This is a genomic window from Sulfuriferula nivalis (assembly GCF_009937995.1).
Classification (GTDB): Bacteria; Pseudomonadota; Gammaproteobacteria; order Burkholderiales; family Sulfuriferulaceae; genus Sulfuriferula; species Sulfuriferula nivalis.
Genome location: NZ_AP021881.1, coordinates 1,907,893 through 1,933,259, shown reverse-complemented (window position 1 = coordinate 1,933,259; position 25,367 = coordinate 1,907,893). Strand labels below are relative to the sequence as shown.

Genomic DNA, 25,367 nt, shown 5'->3' with positions numbered 1-25,367 from the left:
GTCTTAAAGTGAGATGGGTGTTCAGGAGCAATAGGCGATGGCTGAAGATAGCGATCTAGAGAAAACGGAACAGGCCACGGCCCAGCGACTTGAAAAAGCGCGGGAAGATGGCGATGTACCGCGTTCGCGAGAACTGGCTACTTTTACTGGCTTAATGGCTGCTGGCACAGGATTGTGGATGAGCGGTGGTAATTTGGTGAGCGAACTGAAAGCCATGCTGGTTTCTGGCATGTCATTTACGCGTGATCAGGTGTTTGATATGAACCTGATTTATACCCAAATTGGCGCAAATCTGATGAAGTTGTTGGTCGCTTTTGCACCATTGGCTGGTTTACTAATTCTAGTGGCTTTATTATCACCTGCACTAATAGGCGGCTGGTTGTTCAGCAATAAAGCACTTGTTCCTAATTTTGGACGAATGAACCCAATCAAGGGTTTGAGCAATATGGTGTCCACTCATGCCTTGGTGGAATTGGTGAAAGCCGTTGCCAAAGCAACACTGGTCGGTGTTGTCGCATGGATGGTCATGCTGCATGAAAAAGAAGCTGTGATGGCTTTAGGCAATGAATCGGTGCAGGCAAGTACAGCTCACGTTGGACAGTTGTTGTGGTACGCCTTTATTTCCATGACTTCAGCACTGGGTCTGATTGTGGCGATAGATGCACCTTATCAAATGTACCACTATGCTGAAAAGCTGAAAATGACGCGTGAAGAAGTGCGTCAAGAGGCCAAAGAAGCTGATGGTAATCCGCAAGTTAAAGCAAAAATACGTCAGCAACAGCGTGAAATGGCGCGTCGCCGGATGATGTCTGAAGTTCCTACGGCTGACGTGGTCGTCACTAACCCTACGCACTATGCAGTGGCATTACGTTATGTCGATGGTGGATCTAGTGCACCTATTGTGGTGGCGAAAGGCGCAGATGAAGTTGCAGCCAAAATTCGTGAAATCGCAGCTGCGAATAATATTCCTACATTAGAAGCGCCGCCTTTAGCGCGTGCTTTGTATCAACACACTGATTTGGGTGAGGAGATTCCACAAGCGCTCTATACCGCAGTGGCCGAAATTCTGGCTTATGTATTCCAGTTACGCAGCTACCGTGTCCGTGGTGGTGTTGCTCCGACTATGCCTAAAGATATTGATGTGCCTGCTGAGTTGGATCCGTTGAATCCAGCTGCTGCTAAACCACTACTTGATGGGATGCCGCTATGAACGGATTTAAATTACCAGCCTGGATGACAGGCGTAACCGGTGGCGCAGTACTAGTCGCCCCTATCATCATTATCGTGATGTTATCGATGATGGTGTTGCCATTACCTGCATTTATCCTTGATATTTTCTTCAGCTTTAATATAGCGCTGTCTATCATTGTGTTGTTGACCAGTTTGTATACGGTTAAACCGCTTGATTTTATTGTGTTCCCAACCGTGTTGCTGGTTAGCACTATGCTGCGTCTGTCATTGAACGTTGCATCTACGCGTGTGGTGTTGACCGAAGGTCATACTGGTCCAGATGCAGCTGGTAAGGTAATTGAGGCATTTGGTCACTTTTTGATAGGTGGTAATTACACAGTAGGTATTGTGGTATTTATTATCCTGACCATTATTAACTTTATGGTGGTTACCAAGGGTGCTGGACGTATCGCTGAAGTGGGTGCGCGTTTTACTTTGGATGCGATGCCAGGTAAACAAATGGCGATTGATGCTGACTTGAATGCAGGTCTGATTGGTGAACAAGAAGCTCGTCAACGTCGTTCAGATGTTGCACAAGAGGCCGAATTCTACGGCGCGATGGATGGTGCGAGTAAATACGTGCGTGGTGATGCCGTGGCAGGGATTATGGTTACCATCATCAATATCATCGGCGGGTTGATAGTTGGTATGGTGCAGCATGATCTGGCATTTGACGTGGCAATTAAAAACTACACCTTGCTCGCCATCGGTGATGGTTTAGTTGCGCAGATTCCTTCACTGATTATTTCTACAGCGGCTGGTATCGTTGTATCTCGCGTTGCAAGCGATCAGGATATTGGTAGCCAGTTGTTGAATCAATTGTTTGCTAAGCCTGCTGTATTGTATATCGCAGCAGGCATTATTGGTGGTATGGGATTGATACCTGGTATGCCACATGTGGCTTTTGTCATGTTGGCTGCTGTGTTGGCTGGTGGTGCTTATGTGCTTGTGCAAAAAGCAAAACTGGCTGCGGTTGTTCCTGAGCAAGCGCCCGCACAAGCGCCTTCTGAATTAGAGGAAGCAACATGGAAAGACATCGTGCCTGTGGATACATTGGGCTTGGAAGTTGGCTATCGTTTGATTCCGCTGGTAGATAAAACACAAGGCGGTGAATTGCTTAAACGGATTAAAGGCATACGTAAAAAATTCGCACAGGAAATTGGCTTTTTGCCACCTTCTGTCCATATTCGTGACAACTTGGAACTGCGTCCTTCGGCTTATCGCATTACGCTTAAAGACGTAGAGATGGGGCTGGGAGAAGCATTTGATGGGCAGTTTTTGGCTATCAATCCTGGTGTGGTCAGCGGTACGCTACCTGGCAATGCCACGACAGACCCAGCCTTTGGTTTGCCTGCGATTTGGATAGAAGGTGGTTTGCGGGATCAGGCGCAATCATTTGGATATACCGTAGTTGATGCGGGTACAGTTGTAGCAACCCATCTTAACCATTTGATGAGCATGCATGCAGCTGAGTTATTAGGGCGGATGGAGGTGCAGCAGTTGATTGATCATTTGGTAATTGAGTCACCTAAATTGATTGAGGATTTAGTGCCCAAGCTAATGACGTTAGCTGCTTTACAGAAAGTATTACAGAATTTGCTAGTTGAAGGCGTGCATATACGTGATATGCGTACCATTATTGAAACTCTGGCAGAGCATGCCGGGCAAGTGCAGGATACTAACGAATTGACAGCGCTGGTGCGTATTGCACTGGGACGCGCCATCGTGCAGCAGATATATCCAGGTTCACAAGAGTTGTCTGTGATGGCATTGGATAATCGTTTGGAAAGGTTGCTAATGCAGGCTATCAATGCAGGCGGTCCTGATGGCGCAGGTATAGAGCCAGGTTTGGCTGATACTTTAGCTACGCAAGCGAATCTGGCAACTCGCCAGCAAGAGCAAATGGGTTTGCCTCCCGTGTTAATCGTTCCAAGTTCATTGCGTGCGTTGCTGGCTCGTTTCTTACGTCGCGCAATTCCACAGTTGAAAGTGTTGTCACACGCAGAAATCCCGGATTCTAAAACCATAAGAGTAACCAGTTTAGTTGGAGGTCAAGTATGAACGTACAGAAATTTATAGCGAATAATTCGCGTGATGCATTACGCCAGGTGCGTGATGTGTTGGGAGAGGATGCTGTCATTCTGTCTAACCGTAAAGTGCCTAATGGTGTAGAAATCATGGCGTTGGCTGGAGATGATATAGCCTCATTGGTCAGCCCATCTGCTGATAAAGTGGTGGAAAACAAGGCGCCACTGATGCGGTTCGATGAAGAACCAGCAGCAGTGGTTACACGTCCGACAGTTCGTCCTGCTGTCGCAAAGGTGGCGTCAACTACTCCGTCTAGCCAGGTCAACACGCAGCGCGAAATGAACGAAATGATGGAAGAAATTCGTGCAATGCGCAGTATGCTGGAAGTGCAGTTGAGCGAAATTTCCTGGGGTGCTATGCAGCATCGCGATCCTAGTCGTGCTGAAATTATGCGTGAATTACTCTCAACTGGTTTTAGCGCTGGCCTGTCGCGGCATTTGATAGAGCATTTGCCTGCAGTGAACTCATTTCCTGAAGGAATGGCTTGGATCAAGTCTGTGTTGTCACGCAATATCAATGTGATGAGCAATGAAAACGAAATTCTGGAGAAGGGTGGTGTATTTGCTCTGGTTGGGCCAACTGGCGTGGGCAAAACTACCACTACTGCTAAGTTAGCTGCGCGTTGTGTGATGCGTCATGGTGCTAATAAGCTGGCTTTAATTACGACTGATGGTTATCGTATTGGCGGTCATGAGCAACTGCGTATTTATGGCAAAATCCTTGGCGTCATGGTGCATTCAGTTAAAGATGAAAGTGATTTACGCATTGCGCTTGAAGAGTTGAAAGGTAAGCATACTGTATTGATTGATACCGTTGGTATGAATCAGCGCGACCAGATGGTTGCTGAACAGGTGGCGATGTTGTCTGGTATGGGTGCGCAAGTGAAACGCCTGTTGTGCCTGAATGCAACGTCTACTGGCGAGACTTTGAACGAAGTGGTGCGTGCATATCAAGGCAGTGGTTTGGCTGGATGCATAGTCACTAAAGTGGATGAAGCCGCTACTATAGGTAATGTGCTGGATGTAGTGATACGGCAAAAACTGAATTTGTATTATGTAGCTAATGGACAGCGTGTACCTGAAGATTTACATACTGTACAGCGTGCAGATTTGATTGAGCGTGCATTTAAATTGCGTCGCGAAACCAACGCGTTTCAATTATTGGATGATGAGTTATCTTTGATTGTGGCTAATGCTGTACGTGCCAATCAGGATGCTACATTGCGTGGGGTGCATCTTGGCTAATTTACATATAGATCAGGCCGCAGGATTGCGGCGCATGCTGGCGGGGCCTAAGCCTCGTATAGTGACATTATTGTCGGTGCTAAGTGTCGCTGAAAAAAATGCGATGTTAACCAATTTGTCCGCATCATTTGCGCATCTGGGGAATGACGCAATTTTGATCGATGCTCGTCATCGTGACGGTGTGGGGGCGCGTTTGGGGCGCACACGTCGCGCAGGTTTGTTGGCTGTGGCGCGGCAAGAATGTGCTTTAAATGAAGTGATACAGCCTATACAAAATGGTTTTAATTTTGCGTCAGTACTGGGTGGAAATGCGCAGGAAACTCATTATAGTGAACAAGATAAGCAACGATTGTCCAATGTGTTAAGTGTGCTGGCGCAGCAATATGGTACGGTTATTGTGGATGCTGAATTGGATAGTTCAGATAGCTTGCCTGTGCAGGCATTGGCGGATGGAGAAGTGGTTATTCATATTTCGACTAGTGCAGAATCAATCAAAGCGGGTTACGCTTTAATTAAACAATTGAATGCAAATCTCGGTCGTCGTGGGTTCGGTGTATTGGTAACAAATGCAGAAGAAGAACAGGCGCAGCTGGTTTATGCTAATCTAGCGAAAACAGCGAGTCGTTATCTTGCGGTGCCGTTACATTTTATGGGTTCAATTCCTGCTGATGACCATTTAAGCCGTGCCGCGCGATTAGGACGTTCCGTTATTGATGCCTTTCCGATGGCTATGGCTTCGGTGGCGTTTAGACGTATTGCAGGGCAATTAGGTATTTCTTGATTTATGTATAACGCAAACGGCAAATCTGATAAAAATCAATTACTCAAAGAGCATGCGCCTTTGGTGAAACGATTGGCTTATCAACTTCGGGCTAAATTACCTTCCAGCGTTGAGGTGGATGATTTGATCCAGGCTGGCATGATAGGCCTGTTGGATGCTGTAAACCGTTATGAAGAGTCACACGGTGCGCAATTTGAGACTTATGCTGTACAACGCATACGTGGTGCGATGCTGGATGAATTGCGGAGTACGGACTGGTTGCCACGTAATTTGCGTCAGAATATGCGCAAAATAGAAGTTGCCATGTCCGCGTTACAGCAAAAATTAGGGCGCATGCCGACCGAATTGGAAGTGGCCAAGTCGATGAAAATGACGCTGGCTGAATATCAGGATCTGCTCAGTGAGAGTAGCGGTCACCAGTTGATTTATTATGAGGATTATCATGACGATGATGAGCATGATAGTTTTCTGGATCGTTTCTGTGCTGATGTGTCGGGAGACCCGCTTTCCGGTCTACTTCAAGATGATTTCAGAGATGCGTTGATTACGGCGATAGACAGTTTGCCTGCGCGCGAAAAATTATTGATGGGGTTGTACTACGAGCAAGAATTGAATTTGAAAGAAATTGGCGCGGTAATGGGTGTATCAGAATCACGAGTTTGCCAATTGCATAGCCAGGCAGTTGCACGTATTCGTTCAAGTTTAAGGAGCCAGTTGTGGACTGGGGCAGCTTAACAGGTATTATCCTTGCGTTAGCTGCGGTACTTGTGGCGCACCTGCTCGACGGTGGGCATATAGGTTCGCTGTTACAACCAGCTGCGTTTATTATTGTGGTCGTGGGCACGCTCGGGGCGGTCTTGATACAAACCCGATTGCCGGTGTTTAAACGCGGCATGCGTATGTTGCGCTGGCTATTTAAGCCGCCAGAAGATACTCGTCCCGCCATCATGCGTGAAATTTTCGTGTGGAGTAATACCGCAAGACGCGAAGGTTTGTTGAGTCTGGAACCGTATATGCGTTCTTCCAAACATGCTTTTACTGCTAAAGGCTTGCGTTTGATCATAGATGGTATCGATGCAGAGAAACTAAGGGCGATACTTGACACTGAAATTGATGCTTATGCCTTGGAGCAAAGGCAGGCGGTTAAAATTTGGGAAGCAGCGGGTGGCTATTCACCTACTATAGGTATATTAGGTGCGGTATTAGGTTTGATTCACGTGATGGAGAACTTAACAGACCCAGCTAAGTTAGGCAGTGGTATTGCGGTAGCTTTTGTCGCGACTATATACGGTGTGGGTTTTGCCAATTTGTTTTTTCTGCCGATATCGAATCGGTTAAAAGTGATCGTAAATCAATCGGTTCGTGCACATGAAATGATTGCTGATGGTTTGTTGCTGATTATTAACGGTGAAAACCCTCATGTAGTTGAAGATCGTTTGGCGGCCTATTTACGCTAGGGGCAGGTAATGTCACGAAGAAAAAGAAGGCAGGGGGATGATGATGAAGAGCATGATAATCTCGACCGTTGGTTGGTGTCTTATGCTGACTTTATGACTTTGCTGTTTGCATTCTTTGTGGTGATGTATGCCATTTCAGCAGTCAATGTAGGCAAATATAAAGTTTTGTCTGAATCACTGGGGAGCGCTTTTGGCTCTGCCAGCGAACAAAATCCCGGCAGCAGTAAAAATAAGTCCAAGGCTATTACAAATAAATCCAATGATAGTACGGTAATTCGTCAAGAGCGGTCGCAGATGACTAATGTGGCGAATGATATTTTGCATGCACTATCACCGCTCATTCGAGAAGGCAAAGTACGGGTGACACAGACAGCACATGGTGTAAGCATAGAAATTAATGCCAGTTTGTTATTCGCACCGGGTGATGCAAAATTGGCGGCTGAATCGAGACAGGCACTGGGTGCGATTGCCAACGTGCTGAAGATGCAACGTAACGATATTGAAATTGATGGTTACACTGACGATGTACCAATTAGTAATTCGGCTTTTGCGTCTAATTGGGAGCTTTCTGCTGTTCGGGCAAGTAGTGTTGCGCGTGAATTTATGAATAATGGTGTGGCAGAAAATCGCTTAATGGTGGTTGGTAATGGACCAAATAAGCCCATTATGCCAAATGATACGGCAGAAAATAGGGCACGTAATCGTCGGGTGGAAGTGGTAATACTGTCTAACTTGCCTGAAGCTGCGAGAGAAACAACTTTGGTTGCACCAATAGTACATTAAAGTCCAGATTGTCATCGCAGTGTAACTTTGTTACGATTTGGTAATTTGGATAGCGTTTATGCAAAGCGATCTTAAAGCGCTCGAATTTGATGGAATACGACGCATCATCGAACGATTAACGTTTACCCCTTATGGTGCAGATGCGGCACGTAATCTCGAACCAGCCCCCGATTTATCAATAGCACGTCAGATGCAAGCTTCTGTTACTGCCGCACGGCAAGTGGTGGATGCATATTTAGTACCTAAAATACAAAATACACCTGACATACGCGCAGCTTTACGCCAGGCTAACCAAGCAGGTGCTGCGCTACCAGCAAGTGCTTTACATAATTTGCGCATTATCATGCAATTAGGCTTGACCTTACGAGCGCTAGTAGCCAATTATGCGGAGTTGTATGGGCAAATTCATCATCTTAAAGCGCCTGCGGATTTGATGGCAGTATTGGATAAAACTGTCAATGCAGCTGGAAGATTACGTGAAGATGCGACGCCTGAGTTGACAGCGATGCACCAGCAGTACCACGAGGTGCAGCACAATATAGAAACACAACTAAAATCTTTAATGCGCTCGTCAGAGTATGCAAGCTACTTCGATGAAAATAGCCGTGTGCAATGGCATGGCATGCGGGCAGTGTTGACAGTGCGAGCCGTCAATGCAGATAAAGTTAAAGGTGTGCGCCGTGGTTCAAGCGGTGGTGGGCGGGATGTGTTGATAGAGCCGATTGAGGTGGTTGCCCACAATAACCGTCTGGAGACCCTGAATGGACAGATAGAGGGGCAAAATCAGATTGTGTTGCGTGCGACTACCGATGTGGTACGCGTACATTTAGAAGATTTACACCACTTGGTCGATGGTATTACGTGGATAGATCTGGCGTTGGCCGCAGGTCAATTTTCTGCTGCGCTTAATGCTACACCACCTAAATTGATTGATGAGCCAAGAGTACGATTGGAACAGGCTTACCATCCGCAATTGATGATGCAGTTTCAAGAAAAGAACATATCTCGTATCGTACCTTTAGATATCGATTTAGGTGGTAACCATTCCATGATGGTAATTACCGGACCTAACACTGGTGGTAAAACCGTTGTGTTGAAAACGGTCGGGTTGTTGGTCACCATGGCGCATTGTGGTTTGCATTTGCCTGCGGAAGGTGAGTGCGTGATTGGTAATTTTAGTAGGGTAATTGTTGATGTGGGCGATAAACAAAGTCTCCATAATCATTTATCGACTTTTGCCGGACATGTCGAAGTGCTTAAGCGTTTGTTGAACGAGGCAGATGCTAAGACACTGGTATTAATGGATGAGCTAGGTACGGGTACCGATCCGGAAGAGGGTGCATCTTTAGCGATGGCAGTGCTGGATGAGTTAGCCACTCGTAAAGTGCATGGTGTGGTGACTACACATTTGACGCCACTCAAGGCCTTCGCAGATCAGCATGAATACCTGAGCAATGCGTCTATGCGTTTTGATTACGCAACCTTGTCACCAACCTATCAACTCGTGTTTGGGCAGTCAGGCGCATCATTAGGTTTGATAATAGCCGAAAAGAGTGGCTTGCCAGGTAGTCTGATTGGGAAAGCGCGGGAGTATTTAACTTCAATACAGCGTGATAAGGTCTGATACTCGTCAGGTTTAATGTACCGTGAGTTGGCCTGTCAGGGCACGCTCACGGATGATGCGAATAATGTCCAAATCCGATTCTAAATAAGCTGAACGACGAAAATCATTAACCATGGCATCACTTGGATTGTCCGGTTCTGGTTGATGGTCGTTATATACAAAGCGAACAATCATTACGTTTTCCTGCGGTGTCTCGATGTGCATATGTAAATGAGAGGCCGGAATTTCGCCTTGAGCAGGCACCGCATAATGGACGTGCTGATGCGGTGTGAATGTAACCTGATCATGAATTATCAGTTTGCCATAATGCAATTCACGACTGATGATGTAATCGTCTATTTCACCGACATGGCATTCGTCTAGATGTGGAACAAATAATTTTGGATGGGTTGCACGAAGCACTAGACCCTGCCAAAGCTGATCTAGTGTCAACCACTGATTGCTGGGTATGTTTGGGTGATTAATCTCGACGATGTGTTCAAATAGCATATCGACCTTATTTTGCTTCGTGTTTGGATTTTCTCTTGGGCTTTTCGGCCGGTATTTTAGTTGATTTCTCAACGGTTACTTTTTTTGTGACACTCGTTTTTGAGTTGTGTTTAATTTTAGCCGCTGTGTCTTTCTTGTTATTTACCTTCTTTTTGCTGCTTTCTGTCTTGGTTTCTTTGGTTGTTTTGTCGCCATGTTTGTGACGAGTGGTCTCAGCCACCTTTTCATCTTTACTGACTTTTTTATCATTTGCAGCAAGTGGTAGTTTAGCTTCGCTGATAGTTAGTTCCTGGCCAATTTTTAACTGGTGATGTTTAATATTATTCCATTGTTCTAAATCTTGAGTGCTAACGTGATAGCGTGTTGCCAGATTGTATAAGGTGTCACCCTTTTGCACTTTGATAGTTTGGGGTGTGGACTTTTCTGTTGATTTGCTACGAGTATCAATTGCAGGTGTATCTTTGATGCTGGTTTTGGTTGATGTCGTGTCTGCAATAGCCATTTTTTCTATAGGCATGGTGGCAAGTGATTTGTCTGTCGTGCCTGTGCTGGCGAGTGGCACGATAAGCATGTGCTCGCTGGTTAGTTTGCCTTTTTTACTAAGCTGAATTGGATTGTGTTCTTTAAGCCAGGCTACGCTGACATTGAATTTTTTCGCGATAGTGCCTATGCGTTCACCGATTTTGGCTGAGTAGGCTTGCCAGCTAACCAATGGCTTGTCATAGTTTTGTAAATTATTGGAAAATGTATCGGCTTTATCAACGGGCAGCAGTAACTGAGTTGGCGTATCTGAACGTACAACGGGTTTGTTGAATGCAGGGTTCAATGATATGAACTCGTTTACAGGCATGTTGGCAAGCTTGGCAGCCAGACTGACATCAATTGATTTGTTGAGCATTACCGTGGTGAAGTATGCCTGATCAGGAATGCTGTCGAGGTTGATACCTACACTTGCTGGGTCTGCGATGATTTGTTTAACCGCAAGTAATTTTGGCACATAGTGCCTTGTTTCCATCGGTAAATTTAAGCTAAGGTAATCAGTTGGTAAGCCTTGCGCCTGATTTTTGGCTATTGCTCTGGTTACGCATCCTTCGCCACAATTATAGGCGGCGAGGGCGAGTTCCCACGTGCCAAATTCGTCGTGAAGTTTACTTAAGTAGTCGAGAGCGGCATCAGTAGCAGCAATAATGTCACGTCTACCATCGTACCAGCCGTTTTGTTTTAGGCCAAAGTCTTTGCCGGTAGAGGGAATAAATTGCCAGATGCCAGAGGCGTGGCTAGGTGAATAGGCCATGGGGTTAAATGCGCTTTCTACCATGGGTAGCAGCGCTATTTCGGTAGGCATGCCGCGTTTTTCAACTTCACCGAGTATATGGTAGAGGTAGCGGCGACTACGTTCCACGGTTCTGCGGACATAGTCTGGGCGTTGTGCATACCAGTTAATGTGGGCTTGGACCAGTGGGCTGTCCATAGTATCCATGCCAAAGCCTGAGCGTATTCTATCCCATAAGTCCGCAGTGTTTTCTTGTGGCGCACTGATGCCAGTGTCAGGAGCGTTGCTAATGTAAGTGGTTTTGTCTGCTAATTTTACAACTGGGGTGTCGGCAAGGCTGATGCTTGGAAAGCTCAAATACAGTAACAGCAGAAGTTGAGTGATTAGCGTTAAGTCTCGCGATTTAATCATCAGTGGATGATACTGGAATTGTGGGTGACGGGCAAGGTAAGTGGTCAGGAATTGTCTTTAAGGGTTCTTACAGCTGTGAATGTTGCCAAGGTATTATCAGCGTTTATGGCAAACCCCATCCTGATTTGAATGCTGGGCAAGTGGCAGCGTAAAAATGGGTTTGTGGCTTTTTCTATAGCCAGCGTAGAGGGTAGTGTAGGTAAGTCTTGATCGCGTAAGGCCTGGTCGTGCTGTAAACGTTGCTGTAATGCTACATTTTCGGATTCTAGTGTAAGCGCAAAATTTATGCCGCTCAGTGTATATTCATGGGCGCAATAGACAGCAGTGTCTGCTGGAAGTTGGGCGAGCTTGCTTAGTGACGCGAGCATTTGAGCGGGTGTGCCTTCGAATAATCGACCACAACCACAGCCGAATAATGTGTCACCACAAAAAACACTGTTCGCACCATAGTAGGCAATGTGCCCAGCAGTGTGCCCCGGGATATCTAATGTTTTTAAATTTAAATTTAAAGATGCAATATGAACTATGTCACCTTCTCGTAGCGCATGTGTGCGGTGAGGAATATTTTCCAGAGCAGGTCCGTACACTGGAACTGCATACGTATCTACAAGCTTGGCGATACCACCGATGTGGTCATGATGATGATGGGTGATGAGTATGGCTGTTAAATTGAGCTGATGCTTGATTAAGTATGCCAGCACAACAGCAGCATCGCCGGGGTCAACAACGATGGCATGCTGGTTGTTATGGATAATCCAAATATAGTTATCCTTAAATGCGGGAATGGGATGTATATGTAAATGGGTATCCATGATGATTATGATAACATAGCGGCTTGCGTGTTTAGGGTTAGACAGTGCTGATATGACTTTTGCTGAGTGGACGCAAACCCCGTTAGGGCAATATCTTTATCAACGTGAATTAGCGTATTTTGATGACGCTGTCGCTGATTTATTTGGTTTCAACGCAGTGCAAGTGGGTAACCCACAATGGGATTTATTGCGGAATAGTCGCATTGCACATCGTTTTCAGGCTTATTCTGAACATGCGCATGTGTTGGTTGATCCCATGCATCTGCCATTTGCAACACAATCTATCGATTTACTTGTTTTGCCCCACGTATTGGAATTTTCTGATTATCCCCATCAAATTTTGCGTGAAGCGGAGCGGGTGCTTATTCCCGAAGGGAATTTGTTGATTAGCGGTTTTAATCCCAGAAGTTTGTGGGGAATGTATCGTTGGATGCTGCGTAATGCGCATACTTATCCGTGGACTGGTGATTTTATAAATCTGACTCGTTTGAAAGATTGGTTGGCACTGCTGAATTGTGATGTGGTGACAGGGCGTATGTGCTGTTATGCGCCACCTTTGCACAATGCCAGTTTGATGCAACGTTTTGATTTCATGGAGTTGGCGGGTGACAGGTGGTGGGCAAAGGGTGGGGGTGTGTATTTTATTCATGCGGTAAAACGTGTGCATAGTATGCGGTTAATTATGCCTCGCTGGAAGAATTCTGCCCAAGTAGCAGGTGCATTGCGCCCGGCAAATCGAAGTATGCAAAGTGAAAGTTGTGATGAGTGAGTTAAAAGAAATAATAATTTATACCGATGGGGCATGTAAGGGTAATCCCGGTGTAGGCGGTTGGGGCGCGCTGTTGGTAAGTGGTAATTACACCAAGGAAATCTTTGGTGGTGAAGTGTTGACGACGAATAATCGCATGGAATTGATGGCAGTTATTGAGGCATTGCAGACTTTGAAACAGGCCAGTCGGGTATTGGTCTATGCGGATTCGCAGTATGTACTTAAAGGCATAAATGAATGGCTGGCAAATTGGAAGAAGCGTAATTGGCGGACTAGTGATAATAAGCCAGTTAAAAATGTAGATTTATGGCAACGTCTGGATGCATTAGCCAGTCAGCATGAGGTGCAATGGATTTGGGTTAAAGGTCACGCAGGGCATGCTGGTAATGAGCGTGCTGATGAGTTGGCAAATAAGGGTGTTGAGCAACTGTTGACTCAATAATAGACCCAGTGATTTTAAGGTAAAAGAGAGCTATGCCATTATTAACTATTGATAACGCTTCGTTGGCGTTTGGACATTTTGCATTGTTGGATCGCGCAAGTTGGGTGATAGAGCCTGGCGTGCGCATAGGATTAATCGGTCGTAATGGCGCGGGTAAGTCCAGTTTATTAAAAGTGTTAGTAGGTGATACGCCACCTGACGATGGTGTGGTGTGGCGGCAACCTGGTATGAAGCTGGGTTATGTTCCTCAGGAGCCTGTGCTGGATCCCGAACATACTGTTTATGAAGCGGTGGCGCAAGGCTTGGGAGATGTAAGTCAGTTATTGCTGGATTACCATACCGTCACCCATAAAATGGGTGAGGTCGATGCTGATTTTGATGCGCTGATGGCGCAAATGCAAAGCTTGCAGACAGCATTGGAAGCGAGGGATGGCTGGAGTCTGCAGGCGCGTGTAGAAACTGCGCTGACCAAACTTAATTTGCCAGAAGATACGTTGGTAGGGACACTATCAGGTGGACTGAAAAAACGAGTTGCATTGGCGCGAGCATTGGTGGCCGAGCCTGATTTGCTCTTGCTGGATGAGCCAACTAACCATTTGGATTTAAGCTCGATAGAGTGGCTGGAAGATCTGATACGCACGTTTACAGGCAGCGTTGTGGTTATTACCCACGATAGGCGCTTTCTGGATAATGTTTCACAGCAAATTGTGGAATTAGATCGCGGCAAGTTGCGTACGTTTGAGGGTAATTTCTCTGATTATCAGCGTTTAAAAGCAGATCAGCTGGCCATAGAAGCGGTAGAGCAGGCGAAGTTTGACAAGTTTCTTGCGCAAGAAGAGGTGTGGATACGTAAAGGCATACAAGCGCGACGTACGCGTAATGAAGGCCGTGTTCGCCGTTTGGAACAGTTGCGGGTGACGCGTAGTGAGCGTCGCAATCACCTAGGACAAGTGAGTCTCAATGTGGACAGCGGTGAGAAATCAGGTAAACGCGTTGCCGAGTTGGAAAATGTCAGCAAATCTTATGGTGGACGTTTGCTGATTGATAATTTCTCTGGGGTGATACAGCGTGGTGATAAAGTCGGCCTGGTCGGCGCAAACGGGATCGGTAAAACAACGCTGATAAAATTGATACTTGGAGAGATTGAGCCAGATAGTGGCGAGGTGAAATTAGGAACCAAGCTTTCAGTGGCCTATTTCGATCAGTTCCGTGCGCAGCTAGATGATGAAGCCACCGTAGCTTACACTATCAGTCAAGGTGGTGATTACGTCGAAATCGGCGGTGAGCGCAAACACGTAATCAGCTATTTAGAAGACTTCCTGTTTGCACCTGAGCGTGCCCGTTCTCCTGTTAAATCGTTATCAGGTGGTGAGCGTAACCGTTTGTTGCTGGCACGGTTGTTTACTCGGCCTGCAAATATTCTGGTACTGGATGAGCCGACGAATGATCTGGATATCGACACGCTGGAATTGTTAGAGTCGTTGTTACAGGATTATCCCGGTACGGTATTGCTGGTCTCACATGATCGTACTTTCCTCGATAATGTGGTGACTCAGGTTATTGCTTTCGAAGGCAATGGCGTATTGCGTGAATATGCAGGTGGCTATGAAGACTGGGTGATGCAACGTTCCAAGCCTGTCGCCGTAGCTAATCAATCCGCACCCAAGTTGGCAGCAACAACTGAAAAAACTGTTAAGGTTGCGCCAGTTAAATCCAAATTAAGTTGGAAAGAACAGCAGGATCTGGCAGCGTTGCCTATGCAGATTGAAATGCTGGAAATTGAGCAAGAGCGTATTACCGCCTGCCTTGCAGATCCTAACCTGTATGCAAACCAGAAATCAGAGGCGTCAGCATTGCAAGCTCAGCTAGCGGCATTGAATATTCAACTGGAAGAAATGTTGGTGCGTTGGGAAGCGTTAGAAGCTAGGATTTAAGAGCGTTTGGGATAGTGTTAGAGCAGCACATCCCAGCCTTCATTCATCAGCATTTGAGTTAATGCAATTAACGGCAAGCCAATAAGCGCATTAGGGTCTGTGCCTTCCATCTTTTCCATGATGGCTATTCCCATGGCTTCTGATTTTGCGCTGCCTGCACACTGATATGGCTGCTCCTTGATCAGGTAGCTTTCTATCTGGGCATCACTGAGATTGCGTATTGTGACTGTAGTGGGAACGATGCGTGATTGGAGATTGCCTGTTTCGCTGTTATAAAGACTTAACGCTGTATGAAAAATGATGGAGTTGCCACGCATCATTTGTAGCTGTTTAACTGCGTTTTCGTGATTACCCGGTTTGCCTATATGGTTACCATTTAAGGTGGCAACTTGGTCCGAGCCTATGATCAGTGCATTGGGGAAGTCAGCTGCAACAGCCTTGGCTTTAAGTTCTGCCAAGCGGAGCGAAGTGTTTTCAGGTGTTTCGTTAGCTAGAGGCGTTTCATCTACATTAGGATTGGCAACAACAAACGCAACTTGTAGTTTTGCCAGTAACTCTCGTCGATAAGGCGAGGTTGATGCAAGTACAAGTTGCGGTGTTGTTGTGGTCAAGCAGATTACTCAGGTTGAATTTCTAGCAACACTTGGTCTGGAGTAACTGCATCGCCTTTAATTACAAACAGGTTGATTACCGTTCCTGAAATGGATGCCTGAATTTCATTTTCCATTTTCATTGCTTCAATAACGAGTACAGCTTGACCCGCCGCAACTTTTTGCCCTGTGACGACAAGCACGTCAACAATATTGCCAGGCATTGCAGTGGTGACGTGTCCTGCGTGTGTTGGGCGTGGACGACCAGTGCTGCTGGCTTTTTGAGTGGATTTAGCCTTGCCAGTTGAGCTGCCATTTGCACTGATTTCAACTTCGTTAAGTGCTTCAACGAACACTTCTTCAGTGATGCCGTCGACTGATACGTAATAAGGACGTTCAGTTTGTGAGCCGTGTCCTGTGCCAGTCAGGCGAATGTGGTAAGTTTCACCGTGCAGTGTCACGCGGAACTCATCAGCAGCAAAGCGAGTGCAATCACCTGAAGATTTGGCTTCTATTGGTAATAGCGTTTCTGGCGTCAGTGTATGTGCGTTACGTTCTTGTAAGAAAGTGCGACCCAAATCTGGGAACATGGCGTAGGTGAGTATATCTTCTTCAGATTTGGCTACGTCTTCGATTTCACTACGTAACTTGTCCATTTCGTCAGTAATCAAGTCCGCTGGACGGCATGTGATCACTTCCTGATCTGAAATCGCCATGTCACGTACAGCTTCATTAATTTTACCAGGCGCTTTACCATAGCGCCCTTGCATGTATAACTTAACTTCGTTGGTGATGGTTTTGTAGCGGCCACCCGTGAGTACGTTAATGACAGCTTGGCTGCCAACGATTTGTGACGTTGGTGTGACTAAGGGTGGGTAACCTAAATCCTCACGTACACGCGGTATTTCAGCGAGTACTTCATCCATACGATCTAACGCACCTTGTTCCTTGAGTTGATTGGACAGATTGGAAATCATGCCACCAGGAACTTGACTGATGAGTACGCGTGGATCAACTCCAGTAAACTTGCTTTCATACTGCCAGTAAATTTTACGGATTTCGCGGAAATAAGCAGCGATTTCTTCCAGATCATCTAGTTTGATCCCAGTGTCATATTGTGTGCCAGCCAATGCTGCGACCATGCTTTCGGTCGTTGGGTGACTGGCACCCTCTGCGAAGGCGGAAATGCAGGTATCAATAATGGTAGAGCCTGCTTCGATAGCCTTGAGCTGAGTCATGCTGGCTAAACCTGAGGTCGCATGGCTATGAGTATGAACAGGTAAACCGGTTGCTGCGCGTATTGCAGTGACTAGCTCAAACGCAGCCGATGGCGTTAACAAACCGGCCATGTCTTTGATAGCAATGGTGTCGCAACCAAAGTTTGCCAAGCCTTTGGCAAGCTCAACGAAGTGCGGAATATCGTGTACAGGACTGGTTGTGTATGAAATGGCACCCTCTGCCATTTTTCCAGATTTTTTAACAGCATCTATGGAAACTTGCATGTTACGTAAATCGTTCATGGCATCGAATATACGGAAGACATCTACGCCGTTATCTGCGGATTTTTGTACGAATGCTCTTACTACGTCATCAGCGTAGTGGCGATAGCCAAGCAGGTTTTGCCCACGTAACAACATCTGTATCGGTGTATTAGGTAGCGCTTTGCGTAACTTTGCCAACCGTTCCCATGGGTCTTCCTTAAGGAAGCGGACACAGGCATCAAAAGTTGCGCCACCCCATGCCTCTAGTGACCAAAAGCCAATGTTATCGAGTTTGGCGCAGATCGGCAGCATGTGTTCGGTACGCATGCGTGTCGCTATTAAAGATTGGTGTCCGTCGCGTAGGACAAGATCGGTGATAAATACTTTATTAGTCATGATGTATGCATTCTTTAGAATATAAGCGAATTATAAACCATTATGGGCTGCAATCGCAGCAGCAATTGCAGCCGCTAACATTTCTGGTGGGTGCCCGGCATCATAGTTGATAAGCTCTGGGTGCATATCAACGAATGAAGTGTTAAATTCGCCACTTCGAAACTCTTCATTACCCAAGATGGAAAGATAGTAAGGTATGGTAGTTTTAACACCGAATACAACCATATCATTCAAAGCGCGCCGACCACGAGCAATTGCGCTTTCCCATGTCAGATTCCATACCGTTAATTTGGCGCACATGGAATCGTAATAAGGTGGGATGACGTAGCCACTATATATTGCGGCATCGGTACGTACGCCAGGACCACCTGGTGCATAGTAGCGGGTGATACGTCCAAAACTTGGTAAAAAGCTGTTCTTTGGGTCTTCTGCATTGATGCGGAATTCAATTGCGTAGCCACGATGTTGTATTTCTTCTTGTTTGTATTGCAATGGCAAGCCACTAGCAACACGGATCTGCTCTTGCACAATATCAACGCCAGTGATGGTTTCTGTGATGGTATGTTCAACTTGCAGGCGTGTGTTCATTTCCATGAAGTAGAACTGATTGTCTTCATTCAATAAAAATTCGACCGTGCCGGCATTTTCATAACCTACAGCTTTGGCAGCTTTAACAGCGAGTTTGCCTATATATTGTCGTTGAGCTTCGGTGAGTTGTGGGGATGGCGCAATTTCTATTAATTTTTGGTTGCGTCGTTGGATGGAGCAATCCCGTTCAAATAGATGGATGGCATCACCAAAGCCATCGGCAATGACTTGCACTTCTATATGCTTAGGGTTAACTACGCATTTTTCCAGGAATACCTCGGGTTTTCCAAATGCCTTGCTGGCTTCAGATACAACTCGATCATAATTTTTCAGGAGTTCAGCTTCAGAGTCGCAGCGGCGTATACCACGACCTCCACCACCGTTGGTCGCCTTGAGCATGACTGGGTAACCAATGCTGTTGCCAAGCACGCGTGCTTCTTCGACGTTGGCAAGATTGTGATCACTACCCGGGATGACAGGGATGCCTGCCTTGATCATAGCCTTGCGAGCCTGGATTTTATCTCCCATCATGGTGATAACATCGGCGTTCGGACCAATAAAACGTATGCCACGACGTGCACAGATTTCGGCAAGGATAGGATTTTCAGATAAAAAGCCATAACCAGGATGAAGTGCATCACAACCACTGGCAACTGCCAGGTTGACGATGTTGTGGGCATTTAAATAGCCTTGAACGGGATCTGAACCTATATTATAAGACTCGTCTGCTTTTTTAACGTGTAGCGCATGACGATCTGCGTCAGAATAAATCGCTACGGAGGTAATGCCGAGTTCGGAACATGCGCGTACAATCCGCACTGCAATTTCGCCTCGGTTGGCTATAAGTATCTTCTTTATCACGTTCACTAGCCTTCTTTTGACAATACGATGGGAAAATTATATCATGAGCGGCTTATGTCGGAACAGGTAGTCATAGATAGTCTTGCTTTCGCGCAGGGCAACAGCGTTTCATCAGGCAATATCAGCGTGGAAAAACTTCCTCGTCTGAGGGAAGCATTGATGGCGCGCGCTGCAAATGTGAGTTATGTAATTGAGGGTGGCGTAGCTGTTCGCCCTTATTTGCGACTCAAATTGAGTGGCGATTTGCCTTTGTTGTGTCATCGTTGTGCGCAAGTTTTTAGCTGGCATCTGGATACAGAATGTCAGGTTTGGCTGGCGCAGAATGTGGATGAATTAGCTGCGTGGGATAGAGAAGCGGACGGATTAGCCGATGCGATGTTGGCAGAGGTGAAGTTTGATTGGCAAGCTTGGTTGGAGGAAGAGGTGTTGTTGGCTTTGCCAGTATCGCCAGTTCACCCAGACGATGGATGTTCAGCTATAGCTGAACAAGGGAATAATGAGCGACCAAACCCATTTGCGGCATTGGCGGCATTGAAACGGCAACATTAATTTTTATTGGAGTACTAACATGGCTGTTCAACAGAACAAAAAATCACCTTCTAAACGTGGTATGCATCGCGCTCACGATTTCTTAACTAACCCACCGTTGGCTGTTGAGCCAACTACTGGTGAAGTTCATTTGCGTCACCATATCAGCCCTAATGGCTTTTATCGTGGTCGTAAGGTTGTTGCAACCAAGGGCGATTAAGCTAAACTGATGTTGTATAAACAAATAGGCCGCAAGATTAATTTCTTGCGGCGTTTTTGTTTTATTGGGCGCGGATTTTTACGTCTTGACGTTTGTGATTTGGGAAAAAAATGACTAAAGATGTCACTGTCGCAATCGATGCAATGGGTGGGGATCATGGGCCGTCAGTGACGGTTGCCGCAGCGTTGCGGTGTTTAGCGCGTGACCCTGCGCTTAATATTGTTCTGGTGGGTGTTGCAGATGCGCTTAACGCGCAGTTACGCACATTAAAATCCAGTACTGATGCGCGTTTACGTGTTCATCATGCGAGTGAAGTGGTGGATATGGATGAATCGCCAGCATTGGCGATGCGAAATAAAAAAGACTCATCGATGCGTGTTGCGATTAATTTGGTGAAATCTGGTGAGGCTGGTGCGTGTGTTTCCGCTGGTAATACCGGCGCGCTGATGGCAACGGCGCGTTTTGTGTTAAAAATGCTGCCCGGTATTGAACGTCCAGCCATTGCTAGTGAGTTGCCGACGATTAAAGGACGTACCTTTGTGCTTGATTTGGGTGCAAATGTGGATTGTACAGCCGAGCATTTGCTGCAATTCGGTATTATGGGCGCGATGCTGGTTTCGGCTCTTGATCAACGCGATGCGCCTAGCGTGGGTTTACTCAATATAGGTGAAGAAGAGATCAAGGGGAATGAGATAGTAAAACAGGCCGCTGAGTTGTTACGCCATAGTGGTTTGAATTTTTACGGTAACGTTGAAGGTGATGACATCTATAAAGGCACGACAGATGTGGTTGTGTGTGATGGCTTTGTGGGTAACGTCGCACTAAAGACGTCTGAAGGTTTGGCAAAGATGATTTCTACCATGTTGCGTGAAGAATTTAAGCGCAATGTGTTTACGCGTATTGCAGGGTTGATTGCATTGCCTGTGTTACGTGCATTTAAAAAGCGCGTTGATCCACGTCGTTATAACGGTGCGACTTTATTGGGGTTGCGCGGTGTTGTGGTTAAAAGTCATGGTGGTGCTGATCGTTATGCGTTTGAGCATGCAATAGAGCAGGCTGCGCGTGAAGTGCGTAATCATGTACAACAAAGAATTACTGAAAAAATGGCAGTATTGCAAAAGGAAGTCGCATAGATGTACGCAAAAATATCAGGAACTGGTGGTTATTTGCCAGAACGCATTATGTCCAATCAAGAGTTGGCAGCCACTGTTGATACGAGTGATGAGTGGATAACTGAACGAACTGGCATTAGACAACGTCATTTGGCTGCTGAAAATCAAACTACCAGCGATTTGGCAACAATGGCTGCGCGTCAGGCGATCGAAGCGGCGGGTGTGTCAGCTAATGATATTGATTTGATTATTATTGCCACAACGACTCCTGATCTGGTGTTTCCAAGCACAGCCTGTTTGGTGCAGGCTAAACTGGAGATTACTAATGGCTGCCCTGCATTTGATGTGCAGGCGGTTTGTAGTGGTTTCGTTTATGCATTGTCGATTGCAAACAATTTTATTCGTGCTGGGCAAGCACGTTGTGCACTGGTTATCGGTGCCGAAACCTTATCACGCATTACCGATTGGACCGATAGAAGTAACTGTATTCTATGGGGGGACGGCGCTGGGGCTGTGATATTAACCGCGACAGAAACGCCTGGCATTATTGCTACACATTTGCACGCTGATGGTCGACATAAAGACTTGCTGCATGTCAGTGGCGGTGTGTCGGCAGGTGGTGAGGGTGCGCACGTTATGAAAATGGAAGGCAATGCGGTATTCCGTGTTGCTGTCAAAACGCTGGATGCCATTGTTGATGAAACGCTGGCAGCCAATGGCATGCAAAAATCTGATGTGGACTGGTTGGTGCCACATCAGGCGAATATTCGTATCATTCAGGCAACTGCAAAGAAACTCGGTATGAGTATGGATAATGTTGTAGTGACCGTTGATAAGCATGCTAATACTTCTGCAGCCTCAGTTCCTTTGGCTTTGGATACCGCTGTGAGAGATGGTCGTATTAAGACCGGTGATGTCGTGCTCATGGAGGCCTTTGGTGGTGGCTTCACTTGGGGTTCAGTTTTGATGAAATGGGCTTAATGATGAAATTTGCTTTTCTTTTTCCAGGTCAAGGTTCGCAATCCATCGCTATGATGCAGGGTTTTGCTGACTTGTCCGTAGTGCATGATACGTTTGTTGAAGCGTCAGATATTTTGGGGCAAGACCTGTGGGCGATGGTTGGTGATGGCCCAGTAGAACTATTGAACGCGACCGTAAACACGCAGCCAGTGATGTTGGCTGCAGGTGTGGCAACTTACCGGGCTTGGCTGGCGTTAGGTGGGCGCGTGCCCGATTTGATGGCTGGGCATAGTTTAGGGGAATATACCGCATTAGTCGCTGCTGGCGCGTTAAGTTTTGCTGATGCATTGCCGTTGGTGCGTCTGCGTGCATTGGCAATGCAGGATGCTGTTGCTGAAGGTGTGGGTGCGATGGCTGCAATTTTAGGGTTGGATGACGATACCGTGCGTGCCGTGTGTGCTGATGCGGCGCAAGGTGAAGTGTTGGAGGCGGTTAATTTTAATTCGCCTGGGCAGGTAGTCATTGCTGGGCATAAGGCAGCGGTTGAGCGTGGTATGGCGTTGGCCAAGGAAAAAGGTGCTAAACGTGCACTCCCATTGCCTGTTTCTGTGCCATCGCATTGTGCATTAATGCGACCAGCGGCTGAAAAATTAAGTGTGGCATTGGCGAATATAACAATTACAGCACCGCAAGTGCCGGTGTTGCATAATGCTGATGTGGCTAGTTATCAACAAAGCAACCAGATTTGTGATGCATTGGCGCGGCAATTGTATAGCCCAGTTCGTTGGGTAGAAACTGTCCGAGCGATGGCTGATGAGGGCGTTACCCTGGCTGCTGAATGTGGGCCCGGCAAAGTATTGGCAGGGTTGACCAAGCGTATAGATGACAGGGTTACCGCAACAGCATTAATCAGTGTCGCTGCGTGCGAAGAATTTAAAAATTTAATTGCTTAGGGAGAGTGGTATGCCACAGCAAAAAGTAGCTTTGGTGACAGGCGCCAGCCGCGGGATAGGGCAGGCAATAGCATTGGAATTGGCACGTCAGGGCGCAATTGTCGTTGGCACTGCAACCAGCGAATCAGGCGCTGCTGCGATTACAGATTATTTGCAACAAGCAGGTGCAGTTGGTCGCGGCATGGCACTGAATGTAACTGATGCAGCCAGTGTAGAAGCTGTAATATCAGCAATACAGGCTGAATATGGTGAGATCGCTATCCTCGTTAATAATGCGGGTATTACTCGTGATAATTTATTGATGCGTATGAAAGACGATGAGTGGGATGATATTATCGCCACCAACTTAACTTCTGTTTTCCGTTTGTCACGCGCTGTGTTGCGTGCGATGATGAAGGCACGATATGGTCGTATAATAAACATCGCTTCTGTAGTCGGCGCTATGGGTAATGCGGGACAAACCAATTATGCTGCTGCTAAGGCTGGAATGGTCGGTTTTTCTAAGTCATTAGCGCGCGAAGTGGGCAGTCGTAATATTACGGTTAATTGCGTCGCACCTGGATTTATTGATACTGATATGACGCGTGCGTTACCTGAACCGCAGCGTAATGCGTTGCTTGAACATATTCCTTTGGGGCGCTTAGGTCAGGTTGATGATATTGCGCATGCCGTGAGTTTCTTGGCTTCTACGCAGGCTGGTTATGTAACAGGTGCAACTTTGCACGTCAATGGTGGTATGTACATGGAATAACCTTGGGTTATTTTTGGAAGTTTGTTAGAATAGTTGGGCTTTTTTTTAATTTTTGGGAGTTACACAGATGGATAATATCGAACAACGCGTTAAAAAAGTCGTCGCTGAGCAATTGGGCGTGAATGAAGCTGAAGTTAAAACAGAGTCTTCTTTCTCTGGCGATTTGGGCGCGGATTCGTTAGACGCCGTAGAATTGGTAATGGCTTTAGAAGAAGAGTTCGAATGCGAAATTCCTGATGAAGAAGCAGAAAAAATCACTACTGTACAAGCCGCTATTGACTACGTCACTGGCCATCAAGCTTAATTATTTTTAACGGAGCTGTCTTGTCCAAACGTAGAGTTGTTATTACAGGTCTGGGGATAGTTTCCCCAGCAGGTGTAGGCGTTCAAGAAAACTGGACAAATATTACCGCAGGTAAATCTTGCATTACGCGTATTACCCGTTTTGATCCTAGCCCATTTGCGTCACAAATCGCAGGTGAGGTAAAAGATTTTGACGTCAGCCAGTTTCTGAATCCTAAAGATGCACGTCGTATGGACTTATTTATACAGTTCGGTATGGCTGCAGGTATAGAGGCTTTTAAAGACTCGGGTTTAGTGGTGACTGAAGAAAATGCGGTAAATATTGGGGTGAATATCGGTTCAGGTATCGGTGGTTTACCATTGATAGAAGAAACGCATACCATTTACAATACTGGTGGTGCACGCAAAATCTCGCCATTCTTTATTCCAGCATCGATCATCAATATGATTTCGGGTAATTTATCCATTTTATATGGACTTAAAGGCCCTAATCTTGCGATGGTAACTGCCTGTGCAACGGCAACGCATGCAATTGGTGATTCTGCTCGTATGATAGAGTATGGTGATGCTGATGTGATGATAGCCGGTGGTGCAGAATCGGCATTAAGCCCACTGGGTATAGGTGGGTTTTCCGCAGCACGTGCTTTGTCTACCCGCAATGACGATCCTGCTACTGCATGTCGCCCTTGGGATCAGGATCGTGATGGTTTTATCATGGGTGAAGGCGCCGGTGTGGTCGTGTTGGAAGAATATGAACATGCTAAGGCGCGTGGTGCCAAAATCTATGCTGAGTTAGCGGGTTTTGGCATGAGTGGTGATGCCTATCACATGACAGCACCTGTTGAGTCTGGTGAAGGTGCTGCACGTTGTATGGTTAATGCAATGCGTAACGCGGGTGTTAATCCAGATCAGGTTGACTACATCAATGCGCATGGTACATCTACGCCTTTAGGTGACGCTGCAGAAACCGCGGCTATGAAGCTTGCATTAGGTGATGCGGCGTATAAGGCAGCGGTTAGCTCAACCAAGTCTATGGTAGGTCATTTATTAGGTGCAGCTGGTGGTGTAGAGGCCGTGTATTCTGCCTTGAGTGTTTATCATCAAGTAGCACCACCTACGATCAATTTGATCAACCAAGATGCGAGCTGTGATTTGGATTATGTTCCGAACACAGCGCGTAATATGAAGATTGATGTGGCATTGTCCAATTCCTTTGGTTTTGGTGGGACAAATGGCACGTTGGTATTTCGTAAAGTCTAATTGTGTCTCATGATGGCGATAATTTCT

25 protein-coding genes are annotated in these 25,367 nt (G+C 46.4%); 19 read left to right on the top strand and 6 right to left on the bottom strand.

The window, feature by feature from the left end:
• The first annotated feature begins 37 nt into the window (after positions 1–37).
• From flhB to SFSGTM_RS09525, 8 genes are read left to right on the top strand one after another with little or no spacing between them, the layout of a single operon-like run.
• The gene (gene flhB / locus SFSGTM_RS09560; RefSeq protein ID WP_162084956.1) at positions 38–1,210 is read left to right on the top strand and encodes a flagellar biosynthesis protein FlhB; all 1,173 of its coding nucleotides are present in this window, start codon (positions 38–40) and stop codon (positions 1,208–1,210) included.
• Positions 1,207–3,291 (top strand): flagellar biosynthesis protein FlhA, encoded by a 2,085-nt coding sequence (gene flhA, locus SFSGTM_RS09555; protein WP_162084955.1) that lies wholly within the window; start codon positions 1,207–1,209, stop codon positions 3,289–3,291. Before flhB ends, flhA begins: the two co-directional genes overlap by 4 nt.
• A complete protein-coding gene (gene flhF, locus SFSGTM_RS09550; protein ID WP_162084954.1) occupies positions 3,288–4,562 on the top strand; it encodes a flagellar biosynthesis GTPase FlhF in 1,275 nt (424 codons plus the stop codon). The genes flhA and flhF overlap by 4 nt, the downstream gene beginning before the upstream one ends.
• On the top strand, positions 4,555–5,343 hold the full coding sequence (locus SFSGTM_RS09545; protein ID WP_162084953.1) for a MinD/ParA family ATP-binding protein: 789 nt from the start codon (positions 4,555–4,557) through the stop codon (positions 5,341–5,343). The genes flhF and SFSGTM_RS09545 overlap by 8 nt, the downstream gene beginning before the upstream one ends.
• 3 nt (positions 5,344–5,346) lie before the next feature.
• Positions 5,347–6,078 (top strand): RNA polymerase sigma factor FliA, encoded by a 732-nt coding sequence (locus tag SFSGTM_RS09540; protein ID WP_162084952.1) that lies wholly within the window; start codon positions 5,347–5,349, stop codon positions 6,076–6,078.
• Positions 6,060–6,800 carry a flagellar motor protein gene (locus SFSGTM_RS09535; RefSeq protein WP_162084951.1) on the top strand — a complete coding sequence of 247 codons (741 nt, stop codon included), beginning with the start codon at positions 6,060–6,062 and terminating at the stop codon, positions 6,798–6,800. Before SFSGTM_RS09540 ends, SFSGTM_RS09535 begins: the two co-directional genes overlap by 19 nt.
• A gap of 9 nt (positions 6,801–6,809) precedes the next feature.
• Entirely contained in the window at positions 6,810–7,583 is a 774-nt protein-coding gene (motD, locus tag SFSGTM_RS09530; RefSeq protein ID WP_162084950.1) for a flagellar motor protein MotD, read from the top strand.
• 58 nt (positions 7,584–7,641) lie between these two features.
• Positions 7,642–9,207, top strand: a complete 1,566-nt coding sequence (locus SFSGTM_RS09525; RefSeq protein ID WP_162084949.1) for an endonuclease MutS2 — start codon at positions 7,642–7,644, stop codon at positions 9,205–9,207.
• Positions 9,208–9,219: 12 nt separating this feature from the next.
• Here the strand turns inward: SFSGTM_RS09525 and SFSGTM_RS09520 are convergent, their stop codons facing one another.
• From SFSGTM_RS09520 to gloB, 3 genes are read right to left on the bottom strand one after another with little or no spacing between them, the layout of a single operon-like run.
• On the bottom strand, positions 9,220–9,696 hold the full coding sequence (locus SFSGTM_RS09520; RefSeq protein ID WP_162084948.1) for an SRPBCC family protein: 477 nt from the start codon (positions 9,694–9,696) through the stop codon (positions 9,220–9,222).
• Between the two features lie 7 nt (positions 9,697–9,703).
• Entirely contained in the window at positions 9,704–11,380 is a 1,677-nt protein-coding gene (locus SFSGTM_RS09515; RefSeq protein ID WP_162084947.1) for a transglycosylase SLT domain-containing protein, read from the bottom strand.
• Between the two features lie 44 nt (positions 11,381–11,424).
• The gene (gloB, locus tag SFSGTM_RS09510; protein ID WP_162084946.1) at positions 11,425–12,192 is read right to left on the bottom strand and encodes a hydroxyacylglutathione hydrolase; all 768 of its coding nucleotides are present in this window, start codon (positions 12,190–12,192) and stop codon (positions 11,425–11,427) included.
• A 52-nt stretch (positions 12,193–12,244) separates the two neighbouring features.
• Between gloB and SFSGTM_RS09505 the strand changes: the two genes are divergently transcribed.
• Genes SFSGTM_RS09505 through SFSGTM_RS09495 form a run of 3 tightly spaced genes read left to right on the top strand, consistent with a single transcriptional unit; the run spans position 12,245 to position 15,337 of the window.
• Entirely contained in the window at positions 12,245–12,961 is a 717-nt protein-coding gene (locus tag SFSGTM_RS09505) for a class I SAM-dependent methyltransferase (protein ID WP_162084945.1), read from the top strand.
• Positions 12,954–13,403 carry a ribonuclease HI gene (gene rnhA, locus SFSGTM_RS09500; RefSeq protein ID WP_162084944.1) on the top strand — a complete coding sequence of 150 codons (450 nt, stop codon included), beginning with the start codon at positions 12,954–12,956 and terminating at the stop codon, positions 13,401–13,403. Before SFSGTM_RS09505 ends, rnhA begins: the two co-directional genes overlap by 8 nt.
• Positions 13,404–13,435: 32 nt before the next feature.
• Positions 13,436–15,337, top strand: coding sequence for an ATP-binding cassette domain-containing protein (locus SFSGTM_RS09495; RefSeq protein WP_162084943.1), 1,902 nt, complete (start codon positions 13,436–13,438; stop codon positions 15,335–15,337).
• A gap of 17 nt (positions 15,338–15,354) precedes the next feature.
• Here the strand turns inward: SFSGTM_RS09495 and SFSGTM_RS09490 are convergent, their stop codons facing one another.
• The 3 genes from SFSGTM_RS09490 to SFSGTM_RS09480 are packed head-to-tail and all read right to left on the bottom strand — an operon-like array spanning position 15,355 to position 19,253.
• Complete coding sequence (locus tag SFSGTM_RS09490; protein ID WP_162084942.1) at positions 15,355–15,948, bottom strand: Maf family nucleotide pyrophosphatase; 594 nt, start codon at positions 15,946–15,948, stop codon at positions 15,355–15,357.
• Between the two features lie 5 nt (positions 15,949–15,953).
• Positions 15,954–17,804, bottom strand: coding sequence for a sodium-extruding oxaloacetate decarboxylase subunit alpha (gene oadA, locus SFSGTM_RS09485; RefSeq protein ID WP_162084941.1), 1,851 nt, complete (start codon positions 17,802–17,804; stop codon positions 15,954–15,956).
• 30 nt (positions 17,805–17,834) lie between these two features.
• Positions 17,835–19,253: an acetyl-CoA carboxylase biotin carboxylase subunit gene (locus SFSGTM_RS09480; RefSeq protein WP_162084940.1), complete on the bottom strand. Its 1,419-nt coding sequence runs from the start codon at positions 19,251–19,253 to the stop codon at positions 17,835–17,837.
• Between the two features lie 54 nt (positions 19,254–19,307).
• Here SFSGTM_RS09480 and SFSGTM_RS09475 point away from each other — a divergent pair, with 54 nt between their 5' ends.
• The 8 genes from SFSGTM_RS09475 (at position 19,308) to fabF (ending at position 25,340) form a co-directional block, all read left to right on the top strand.
• Positions 19,308–19,802, top strand: coding sequence for a YceD family protein (locus SFSGTM_RS09475; protein ID WP_162084939.1), 495 nt, complete (start codon positions 19,308–19,310; stop codon positions 19,800–19,802).
• A 19-nt stretch (positions 19,803–19,821) separates the two neighbouring features.
• Entirely contained in the window at positions 19,822–20,001 is a 180-nt protein-coding gene (rpmF, locus tag SFSGTM_RS09470; protein WP_162084938.1) for a 50S ribosomal protein L32, read from the top strand.
• A 110-nt stretch (positions 20,002–20,111) separates the two neighbouring features.
• Complete coding sequence (gene plsX / locus SFSGTM_RS17025; RefSeq protein WP_179954400.1) at positions 20,112–21,134, top strand: phosphate acyltransferase PlsX; 1,023 nt, start codon at positions 20,112–20,114, stop codon at positions 21,132–21,134.
• Entirely contained in the window at positions 21,135–22,094 is a 960-nt protein-coding gene (locus SFSGTM_RS17020; RefSeq protein WP_179954399.1) for a beta-ketoacyl-ACP synthase III, read from the top strand.
• Complete coding sequence (gene fabD, locus SFSGTM_RS09460) at positions 22,094–23,026, top strand: ACP S-malonyltransferase (protein WP_198420536.1); 933 nt, start codon at positions 22,094–22,096, stop codon at positions 23,024–23,026. Before SFSGTM_RS17020 ends, fabD begins: the two co-directional genes overlap by 1 nt.
• Positions 23,027–23,036: 10 nt before the next feature.
• A complete protein-coding gene (gene fabG / locus SFSGTM_RS09455; protein ID WP_162084937.1) occupies positions 23,037–23,777 on the top strand; it encodes a 3-oxoacyl-ACP reductase FabG in 741 nt (246 codons plus the stop codon).
• Between the two features lie 67 nt (positions 23,778–23,844).
• Positions 23,845–24,081, top strand: a complete 237-nt coding sequence (gene acpP / locus SFSGTM_RS09450) for an acyl carrier protein (protein ID WP_162084936.1) — start codon at positions 23,845–23,847, stop codon at positions 24,079–24,081.
• Between the two features lie 20 nt (positions 24,082–24,101).
• Entirely contained in the window at positions 24,102–25,340 is a 1,239-nt protein-coding gene (fabF, locus tag SFSGTM_RS09445; RefSeq protein ID WP_162084935.1) for a beta-ketoacyl-ACP synthase II, read from the top strand.
• Positions 25,341–25,367: the final 27 nt, after the last annotated feature.

Bases quoted from the DNA above. Each gene is read 5' to 3' on its own strand.
- flhA (WP_162084955.1), top strand. From the start codon at position 1,207: ATGAACGGATTTAAATTACCAGCCTGGATGACAGGCGTAACCGGTGGC.
- SFSGTM_RS17020 (WP_179954399.1), top strand. From the start codon at position 21,135: ATGTACGCAAAAATATCAGGAACTGGTGGTTATTTGCCAGAACGCATT.
- SFSGTM_RS09540 (WP_162084952.1), top strand. From the start codon at position 5,347: ATGTATAACGCAAACGGCAAATCTGATAAAAATCAATTACTCAAAGAG.
- SFSGTM_RS09520 (WP_162084948.1), bottom strand. From the start codon at position 9,696: ATGCTATTTGAACACATCGTCGAGATTAATCACCCAAACATACCCAGC.
- rnhA (WP_162084944.1), top strand. From the start codon at position 12,954: ATGAGTGAGTTAAAAGAAATAATAATTTATACCGATGGGGCATGTAAG.
- SFSGTM_RS09505 (WP_162084945.1), top strand. From the start codon at position 12,245: ATGACTTTTGCTGAGTGGACGCAAACCCCGTTAGGGCAATATCTTTAT.
- SFSGTM_RS09475 (WP_162084939.1), top strand. From the start codon at position 19,308: ATGTCGGAACAGGTAGTCATAGATAGTCTTGCTTTCGCGCAGGGCAAC.
- oadA (WP_162084941.1), bottom strand. From the start codon at position 17,804: ATGACTAATAAAGTATTTATCACCGATCTTGTCCTACGCGACGGACAC.
- SFSGTM_RS09525 (WP_162084949.1), top strand. From the start codon at position 7,642: ATGCAAAGCGATCTTAAAGCGCTCGAATTTGATGGAATACGACGCATC.
- gloB (WP_162084946.1), bottom strand. From the start codon at position 12,192: ATGGATACCCATTTACATATACATCCCATTCCCGCATTTAAGGATAAC.
- acpP (WP_162084936.1), top strand. From the start codon at position 23,845: ATGGATAATATCGAACAACGCGTTAAAAAAGTCGTCGCTGAGCAATTG.
- motD (WP_162084950.1), top strand. From the start codon at position 6,810: ATGTCACGAAGAAAAAGAAGGCAGGGGGATGATGATGAAGAGCATGAT.
- fabG (WP_162084937.1), top strand. From the start codon at position 23,037: ATGCCACAGCAAAAAGTAGCTTTGGTGACAGGCGCCAGCCGCGGGATA.
- flhB (WP_162084956.1), top strand. From the start codon at position 38: ATGGCTGAAGATAGCGATCTAGAGAAAACGGAACAGGCCACGGCCCAG.
- SFSGTM_RS09515 (WP_162084947.1), bottom strand. From the start codon at position 11,380: ATGATTAAATCGCGAGACTTAACGCTAATCACTCAACTTCTGCTGTTA.
- flhF (WP_162084954.1), top strand. From the start codon at position 3,288: ATGAACGTACAGAAATTTATAGCGAATAATTCGCGTGATGCATTACGC.
- fabD (WP_198420536.1), top strand. From the start codon at position 22,094: ATGATGAAATTTGCTTTTCTTTTTCCAGGTCAAGGTTCGCAATCCATC.
- SFSGTM_RS09495 (WP_162084943.1), top strand. From the start codon at position 13,436: ATGCCATTATTAACTATTGATAACGCTTCGTTGGCGTTTGGACATTTT.
- rpmF (WP_162084938.1), top strand. From the start codon at position 19,822: ATGGCTGTTCAACAGAACAAAAAATCACCTTCTAAACGTGGTATGCAT.
- plsX (WP_179954400.1), top strand. From the start codon at position 20,112: ATGACTAAAGATGTCACTGTCGCAATCGATGCAATGGGTGGGGATCAT.